General features: G+C 58.4%; 6 protein-coding genes. 1 reads left to right on the top strand and 5 read right to left on the bottom strand.

Translation table 11 applies throughout. The features are described 5' to 3' along the window. Positions 1 to 1,049: 1,049 nt before the first annotated feature. Positions 1,050 to 2,984 carry an asparagine synthase (glutamine-hydrolyzing) gene (gene asnB, locus H8A95_RS21800; protein ID WP_229184960.1) on the top strand — a complete coding sequence of 645 codons (1,935 nt, stop codon included), beginning with the start codon at positions 1,050 to 1,052 and terminating at the stop codon, positions 2,982 to 2,984. Between the two features lie 313 nt (positions 2,985 to 3,297). On the opposite strand, the gene H8A95_RS21795 is transcribed toward asnB, so the two are convergent. From H8A95_RS21795 to H8A95_RS21770, 5 genes are all read right to left on the bottom strand, one after another. Then, complete coding sequence (locus tag H8A95_RS21795) at positions 3,298 to 4,419, bottom strand: glycosyltransferase (protein ID WP_229184959.1); 1,122 nt, start codon at positions 4,417 to 4,419, stop codon at positions 3,298 to 3,300. 62 nt (positions 4,420 to 4,481) lie between these two features. Beyond that, the gene (locus tag H8A95_RS21790) at positions 4,482 to 5,498 is read right to left on the bottom strand and encodes a polysaccharide deacetylase family protein (RefSeq protein WP_229184958.1); all 1,017 of its coding nucleotides are present in this window, start codon (positions 5,496 to 5,498) and stop codon (positions 4,482 to 4,484) included. Positions 5,499 to 5,589: 91 nt separating this feature from the next. Next, entirely contained in the window at positions 5,590 to 6,543 is a 954-nt protein-coding gene (locus H8A95_RS21785) for a glycosyltransferase (protein WP_229184961.1), read from the bottom strand. Positions 6,544 to 6,569: 26 nt separating this feature from the next. Further along, positions 6,570 to 7,331, bottom strand: coding sequence for an N-acetyltransferase (locus H8A95_RS43855; protein WP_274617451.1), 762 nt, complete (start codon positions 7,329 to 7,331; stop codon positions 6,570 to 6,572). A 2-nt stretch (positions 7,332 to 7,333) separates the two neighbouring features. Beyond that, positions 7,334 to 8,494: a DegT/DnrJ/EryC1/StrS family aminotransferase gene (locus tag H8A95_RS21770; RefSeq protein ID WP_229184957.1), complete on the bottom strand. Its 1,161-nt coding sequence runs from the start codon at positions 8,492 to 8,494 to the stop codon at positions 7,334 to 7,336. Positions 8,495 to 8,517 lie beyond the last annotated feature (23 nt).

Genomic DNA, 8,517 nt, shown 5'->3' with positions numbered 1-8,517 from the left:
GATGCATCGCAGCATCAACTGCGTGCACATTCCAATGCAGTGCGAATCGCCCATCCCCAACTGCTGAGTCGGCTGGTTAATGAGCGAGTATGGCAAAAAAAGTTAGTTAGCATGGCGATAGTTTGAAACGGCCAACCGGCCGGCACCTGCGACATGTGCTTGTCGTTGCAGCCAAATTCAGCGCGATCGCAACAACAGGAGCAAAAAAGTTCTCCACTGATATTGTCAATGAGGCGCTGGCCATCGTCAGCGCTTCAGATCCCGCTGAATGCGGCCCTTCTTGCACATAACCGCAGGTGACCGAGCTTGCCGATGCAAAGTGCCTGCGTCCTGCGCAGCTTACGCCGCGATCAGATCGGCAAGAGAGCCTATCAGGTCTCAAGATAGCCCTGGCCGCCCCGGCTTGTGATCAGAATGATTGCAAGGGCGGTTCAATCACGACGATACCACGACCGCATTCGCAATTGCGGATTTGCGGAGCGTTCAATGGAACGTTCGCGCAAAACCGCGCCTACAGAGACATGGACTACATCAATGTCGCGGGCAGGCTCGCTCATGTCGGAGCGATCCTTGACGCCTTCAGTTGGCAGCAAGTCTGCACCGAGGCCGATTAATATCCCGCCGCTAGTTCGTAGCGGACATGCGCGACTATCACACTGCGCATGCGATGCGACCGGATCGCGGTCGGCAACGAGGATATGCTCTCGTAGCACATGCCGGACGGCACCAAGCTGAGGTTAAGCGAAGTTACGAATCTTTCGACCTGATGTGATGGGCTGACATTCCGAGGAGACGATGAAAATCGTCTGGATCTACCTGAACATAAAGCGCGACTTCGGAGATCAGGAGAGTCCGCCACGATCGAGGCCACTGAGACCTGGTTCGCAGAAGACGACACGGCGAAGCCCGAATATGACGCAATTGACGCCAAGGGCGAGCGTGATGCGCGCGCATTTCGCGAGTTAGTCGAGAGGACAAGATGACGCAACCTGCAAGGATTAGTCCGCCTTTCCCGTTGAGGGGCACCCCGGGGCTACCGCATGGTCCGGATGCGAAAACTGGCAGGAGCTATGTGCGGGATTTTTGGCTGGGTACTCCGGGGAGAGCACCGGCAAGACTACGAAACTCTTGTCCGTCTCACCGACCTGATGAAGCACAGGGGCCCCGACGGCGCGGGCCACTGGCAGGGCGACACTGCCGACCAGCGCAATCAAGTCAGCCTGGGGCATAGGCGTCTCTCGATCATCGATATCGAGGGCGGAGCCCAGCCAATGTGGAGCGCAGATCGCTCAATCGGTCTCGTATTCAACGGGGAGATCTACAACTACGTTGAGTTACGCGAGGAGCTCGTCTCTCTCGGTCATGCGTTTCGCACGTCCTCCGATACGGAAGTACTGATCGAAGCCTACCGGGCTTGGGGACTAGATTCGATCAGGCGCTTCCGTGGCATGTTCGCGTTCGGGCTATGGGATGCGAGGACCCAGCAGCTTGTCCTGGCGCGCGACCCGTTCGGCAAGAAGCCGCTGTTCATAGCCGAGAACGCAGGGATCTTGTTCGCGTCGGAAATCGAGCCGCTCCTCAAGTTTCCGGGCATGGATACCCGGATCGACCCGCACGCCGTCGAGCACTATCTCCTCAATCGATATGTTCCCGGCCCCAGAACATTCTTTCAAGCCGTGCGCAAGCTTCCCCCGGGCTGCCATCTGGTGTGGCGCGCGGGTCGCATGAACATCACTCGGTATTTCACACCACCGTTGGCATCAGCAGAGCCCGACATCACGGACTTTGGCGAGGCCGTCCGGATGTTCAAGGCGACATTCGATGATGCCGTGCGGATTCGCATGCGGAGCGACGTTGCGTTTGGAGCCTACTTGTCTGGCGGCATCGATTCGTCTGCGGTCGTCGCTGCCATGGTCCGCCATAGCTCCGAGCGCGTGCGCACCTTCTCGGTTGGCTTCCGTGAAGCGAGCTACTCCGAGCTTGATCACGCCCGCACCATCGCTCGTCAATTCGACACCAATCACGAGGAGATCGTGCTGGAGCCGCACGACTTCCTGAAGAGCTGGCCAACCGCAATTCTGCGTCGCGGCGGCCCTGCGGCCGAGCCAGCTGATATTCCGGTTATGATGTTGTCGCATGTGGCGGCGAACAAAGTGAAAATGGTCCTTACTGGAGAAGGAGCAGACGAACTGCTAGGCGGGTATCCCAAGCATCGAGCTGAGTTGTGGATCGAGCTCTATCAACGACTGGTTCCTCAGACCATTCATGATCGCATCATATCACCCGCAATGCGCGCACTTCCGTACGATATGCGTCGCGCCAAGATCGTGACCAGTGCAGCGGGCGAGCGGGATTGGCCGAGCCGGATGCAACTCTGGTTTGGCGGAGTTTCCCCTAACGAACGGGATCGCATTATCGGACGCCCCCTACCTGTAACGCCGCCGGATTCCCATCCGTTCTCGATGGCCGCCGGCTCGAATGTCCGGCGCACGCTGTTCTTCGATCAGACGTCATGGCTACCCGACAACCTCCTTGAACGTGCTGACCGAATGATGATGGCAGGCTCAATTGAGGGCAGGATGCCATTCATGGACATCTGTCTCGCCAAGCTTGTAGCGCGGTTTCCGGACAGTTTCCTGGTCGGTCGGAGCGGCGGCAAGTCAGTACTGCGAGCAGCGATGCAGAACACTCTTCCAGCGCGGATTCTAACGCGCAAGAAAATCGGATTTCGTGTGCCAATTGAGGAGTGGTTTCGCGGTCCCTATCGCCAATTCATCTCCGATTTGCTAGTTTGCGACGGCGCGCGTGTGGCATCCTTCTGCGACAGGGATGTCTTGAGGCAGTTGGTCAACGAGCATCTCGCCCGCCGTCAAAACCACGAGAAGGTGCTCTGGTCTCTGGCCAACCTGGAGCTGTTCTTGCGAGCCTTCAAGCCGTCAAGTCTGGAGATTCTAGCGAGGCATTCCGTTCCTGAACCGATTTGAGCGCCCAAGGCAAACGCGCTCGATACGGCGATCGGGACCATGCGCAACAATAGACTGAGGTTTGGCCAGACACAGGCGAACAACGTGGACAGCATCACGCGTTGCTTTTGGGGTGGCTCAACCGAGACGACCATCCCTACTCATCTGGGCGATCGCCGGCGCGGAAGAGAGCGACCACCGCCACCATGCGAGTCCGTCACCCACCTCTGCACGGCCCGACCATTTGCGGCCAACACCCTTCCCTTTCAGCAAAACTCTAATCGCACGTCGTGTTGCCAAGAATAGGGTCGAACGACCAAACGATCAATCGACCCTATCGCGCGTGGTCGCGCCAGTTGTAGGCCACTTTCCGATAAAGGCAGAGATATGCATCGCACATCGTATCCAGTGAGAACGCTGTTTCAACGCGCCGACGTCCTGCAGCACCAAAACGATCAGAAAGTTCAGCATCGTCGAGGAGCTTGAGCACGCGATCGGTCAAAGCACCGGCGTCATGGCTCGGCACAAGAAATCCGGTCTGCCCTTCCAGCACCAACTCAGAAGTGCCTCCATCGTCTGTTGCAACAACCGGCTTACCCAACGCCATGCACTCGGTTATTGCGTTGGAAATGCCCTCCCCGTGCAATTGGCTATTGGTAGTGAGAACGCCAACGGTGAAGAGGTTGGCAATGCTCTCTATGTCGTTCCGCCGCCCCAGGAACTTTATGCGCCGCGAATGTTCAGTCGGGATGCTGTCGCGCACATGCTGCAACGTTTCACCGCTACCGATAGACAAAAACGTGACGTCGTCCCGAAGACGGCAAATGCGGCATGCCATCTCGACGAAGGTTTCATAATCCTTTCTGGGCGTAAAGTTAGCGACCATCCCGACAATGTGCGGCGTCTCAATCGCCAGACTGCTGCGAAGTTCGGTCTTGTCCTTCAGGTTGGAGACCCTTTCAGGACTAAACCCGTTGTAGATGCAGAGCCCCTTGCGCTCGGGAACACCATAGGCAGCCAGGCCCGCCCGCGAATTGGCAACAACGACATCTGAGAATGGCATCGTCAGCTTGCCTCTCAAGTACCCCTCATTCCAGAGTGTCATATGCGAGGGCGCATCTCGCACAAACCCATTTACGAAGGCCGTCCGGCACACTTTCGCAACCGGCGCTGCATAGACGGAGCACATCGCGCCCCACGAGTGGACGATATCTATTTTCAGGTCGGCAACCAGTTCGTACAGGGTCTTGAAAAGGCGCAGATCCTTTCTGCCTCTGCGATTGAGCTGAATGACTTGTGCGTGTTCGCGGTCAATTTCAAGGCGAACCTCGTCCTTGTCCATGACGGCGACGAATGACCTTATGTCACTGTGAGCGGAAAGTCCTTTCAGCAGCTCGACGATTTGCCGTTCCTTTCCTCCCGGGCCGAGACGTTCGATAACGTGCAATATGCGCATTTCAGCGCCCTCCCGAGCGGGCCGATGCAGTTCACCTTGCAGTGAGTGGTTCAGCCCTACATTCAACGTTGGGACCCCAGCAGCATATGGGCCGCGGATTGAATGCCACTGATGCGTGCCTCGAATTTAGCTATCGTATCGAATGGCCCCCCTACGCCGAGACGAGGAAGCGCAAAATGACCGGACTTGAGATCAGACAGCTGCCCATGCCGGGTTGTCACGGCAGTTGAAAAGCCGATGTCCTTTGCAAGGCTCGCTTCCCTGGGGCCGCATGCTTTGGAGTCACCGTAAGGATAAGCAAAGTGCTGAACCGGACGCTGCAGCAATTGCTCCAGATAGCAGCGGTTATCTGCCATTTCGGCCCTTGCGGGCTCAATATCGAGGCACGATAAGGCGGCATGCGATTCGGTATGCCCGCCGATTGACGCAAGAGGATGCCGCGCCAAGTCTTGAAGCTCGCGCTCATCCAGAAAATATGCCTCATTCAAGTCCGATAACGAAAGGCCTGCCTTTCTGAACGTTGGATCAAGCGTTGCGATCCGGCGATAATCTTGATGTAACCACTCAGTTACCTCGTTCAAACCCGCCATTTTCTCGCGCAATCGAGGGCAATGGAATCGCCTGTCCATCGCGTCGATCGTTACCGTGTCTCCAGAGCGAAACATTTCACGCAAACCCAGCCACCACGCCTGCAACGTCCGTTTCGGCGCGCCAGTGGGAACGTAGATCGTGAACGGAGCGTTGTATCGCTCGAGGATTGGAAGCGCGGTCGCGACATTGTCCCGGTAGCCATCGTCAAAGGTCAGCACCGCATAGGGGCCCCCCCTCCCGGGGTCCGACGCCAACCGCTCGAGAGATGTCGCCAGACTGACAATCTCCCAGCCTTCCTGCCGCAGCCAATTGAGCGAATACTCAAAGAGGCCGACTGAAGTCCCGGTCATCAATTCCGAGCGGCCATCCTGCTGGACCTCATGGAACATGAGAATTGCCGCCCGGCCCGCAAAGATCTTGCGGAATGCCGGCAGCAGGCCAGACCGACGGGCCACTTCGATCACGCCGTTTGTGAGAGCCTGCTTCACTCTAGCTTATCCCTGACGACAACGACCTCGCGTCACGCTGGCCAAAGCGACGACCCGGGTAACGACATTCTCTCCGCCAAGCTCATCGCCATCATCCGCTCCGCAGCAAACGCCTGCCCTGCGCTCTTGCCCTAAAGTTGGAGATGACGTCGGTATATACTCCGATGATCCTTTCCACGGTGAACGCCTGGTCGTATCTCGCCACTGCCGCCCGCCCCTGAAACTCGCCGTTCACCGACCAGTCAAAGGCCTCTCGAAGGCTGCGCGCGATCGTGCCAGCGTCCGGCGGACATATCTGCGTCCCCGCGATGCCATTCAACTGTTCACGGACGTCGCCGACATTGGTCGACACCACCGGAAGATTGCACGCGAGAGCTTCCTTGATGGAGGTCGGTGACCCCTCATAATCCGAGCTGAGAAGCAAGGCGTTTGCCGCGCTATAGTACCAGGGCATTTCCTCGTTCGGCACATTGGTAACCGTCATCAGCTGCGCATCGACGCCTTCCTGCACCAGCCGGTCGATTGACGCTCGTGCCAGATCATATCGCTTCTCAGGGCGCGTCGGATCGAACGGAAACAGGACGACAAATTTATCGTTGGGCCATTGCAGTCGCGCTCGCGCTTCGTTGCGATCGTACGGCTTGAATACGCCGAGGTTGACCCCGCAGGGAATCACGATTCCGGGAATCCGCCTCCGCATCTCCTCAGACACGACGACAACGGCGTCGGCGAAATGCGACACAAATCGCGTAGACAATCTTTCAAGGATATTCCCCAGTACGTCGGTCCCGTGCAGCGTGATGACGAGTGGCGCGCGCAACCGAAACATTGCGGGAAAGGCCGAATATCCATAATGCGCATGAACGATGTCGTATGTTGTCGCGCCGGTCATTCGCACGACATCAACGGTGCCCTTCAGATAGTTCAGCTTCGACTGGGATCCGACCATATTGATGACGTCGACCGTATGGCCGAACCGGCGCAGCTGCTCTACCTGCTGGTACACGAAGGCTCCGGACCCTGGTCTCTGCGGGCTCGGATACATATTGGTGACACAGAGGATCCTCACGACTACTCCGTTGAGGCCTTGGCAGTGCCGGCAACCCCGCTGAGCTTTCGTCGGATTTCCGCAGGGACGCCCGTGACCAGCGTGCCGTCAGGCACGTCCTTCGTAACTACCGCGCCGGCGCCGACGATAGCGCCGATACCGACCCTGACGCCCGGCAGGAGATTGGCTCCCACGCCGATCGCCGCGCCGCGCGCGATAGTGGGCCCGAGCATCGGCGAGCCATCGTAGCCGTTCCGGCCGATTGCATTGTCGTTCGAGGTGCCGACGCAGCCCGATATGAACACGTCGTCTTCGATCGTCATATTGCCGGCCAGCCAGGTATGATCCTGCACCCGGACGCGATCGCCAATGCGCGTGTTGTAATTGACCGTAACGTAACGTCCGACAACCGTCTTTGAGCCGATCCGCGATTGCTCACGGATCGAAGCGCCGTCACCGATCAGGGTCCCCGCGCCGAGCGAGACGTCGTAGAAAATGACCGCATGCGGGCCAATTGAACAATCGGCGCCGATATCGATCCATGCCTCGAAATGCGGCGCACGCGACAACGCGCCCGCACCCTTGGGTACCTTTCCGATATAGGCGCCTGGGAAGATCTCGACGTTGTCGGCAATTCTCACCCCACTCTCGATCACAACATGCGGATGAATGACCACCCTGTTGCCGATCACAATATCAGGCCGCACTATTGCGAACTCAGCGATCGTCACGTCTGCTCCGATCGCCTCGGTCTCGACCACCGCTCGTGGACTAATTCGACTCATCGTCACACCTTCCCGCCGTCGGCATGCATCGCGACGGGCTTCCGCATTTCCTGGTGGCTTTCGCGCTCCGCAACAGCTAGCACGGTCGCAGCGACACGGCGCACCTGGTCACGCGTGAGCTCCGGAAACATCGGTAGCGACAACGATCGAGCGGCCATCGCTTCGCAGCACGGCAAATCGCCTTGCTTGTAGCCGAGATAGGCGAACGCTGGCTGGAGATGCAGCGGCAACGGATAGTGGATTCCGCTCGCCACGCCGACCTCGTCGAGCCGCTTGCGCATTGCATCCCGTTCGTTCGTGATGATCACGTACAAATGGTAGACGTGCGTGGACCCCGTTCGGACGAAAGGCGTCTTGATGCCCGAGTGTCTCAACTCCGCGGTGTACCACTCCGCAGCACGCCGCCGATGGTCGTTCCACCCATCCAGACGCCGGAGCTTGACTTGGAGAACTGCGGCCTGGAGAGCATCGAGCCGGCTGTTGAACCCGACCTCGGCGTGGTTGTAATGTGTCGTTCGACCGTGGTCGCGCAACCGTTCGATCCGCTCGGCAATCACTGCACTGTTGGTGGTGATCGCTCCTCCATCGCCATATGCCCCGAGGTTCTTCCCCGGATAGAACGAAAAGCAGGCTACATCGCCGAGCGCCCCGGTTCGTATCCCCTGATACTCCGCTCCATGCGCTTGGGCTGCGTCTTCAATCACAAAGAGGCCACGCCGTCGTGCAATGTCCTTGATTGGGCCCATGTCGGCCGGCTGGCCAAAGAGGTGAACTGCAACGATCGCCTTGGTGCGGCTTGTCAGGGCCCGCTCGATCATCCTCGGATCGATCGTGTGGGTATCGGGATCGATATCGACGAATACCGGCTGCGCTCCTGTCGCTACGATCGCCGCCGCGGTGGCGATGAAGGTATGGGCGGTTGTAATCACCTCGTCGCCATGACCAACACCCAACGCCCTCAGCGCCAGATGGATCGCGTCCGTGCCGCTCGCCACACCGCGCGCATAGGGCACTTGGCAATAGGCGGCAAAATCCCTCTCGAATGAAGCGACTGCCTCGCCGCCGATGAACTGCGTGGATTCGAGAACGCCTCGAATTGCGTCGGCCACTTCATCCTTTAGCGTCGCATACTGTGCCTTGAGATCAACGAACGGAATATTCATTTTTCAAACCTCACCAGATTCCA

The sequence above is a fragment of the Bradyrhizobium oropedii genome, assembly GCF_020889685.1.
Classification (GTDB): domain Bacteria; phylum Pseudomonadota; class Alphaproteobacteria; order Rhizobiales; family Xanthobacteraceae; genus Bradyrhizobium; species Bradyrhizobium oropedii.
Note: the sequence above shows the minus strand (reverse complement) of the source record. Positions and strands in the feature narration are given on the sequence as shown.

Coding starts and splice junctions, on each gene's coding strand:
- asnB (WP_229184960.1), top strand. CDS start 1,050: ATGCGAAAACTGGCAGGAGCTATGTGCGGGATTTTTGGCTGGGTACTC.
- H8A95_RS21795 (WP_229184959.1), bottom strand. CDS start 4,419: ATGCGCATATTGCACGTTATCGAACGTCTCGGCCCGGGAGGAAAGGAA.
- H8A95_RS21785 (WP_229184961.1), bottom strand. CDS start 6,543: ATGTATCCGAGCCCGCAGAGACCAGGGTCCGGAGCCTTCGTGTACCAG.
- H8A95_RS43855 (WP_274617451.1), bottom strand. CDS start 7,331: ATGAGTCGAATTAGTCCACGAGCGGTGGTCGAGACCGAGGCGATCGGA.
- H8A95_RS21770 (WP_229184957.1), bottom strand. CDS start 8,494: ATGAATATTCCGTTCGTTGATCTCAAGGCACAGTATGCGACGCTAAAG.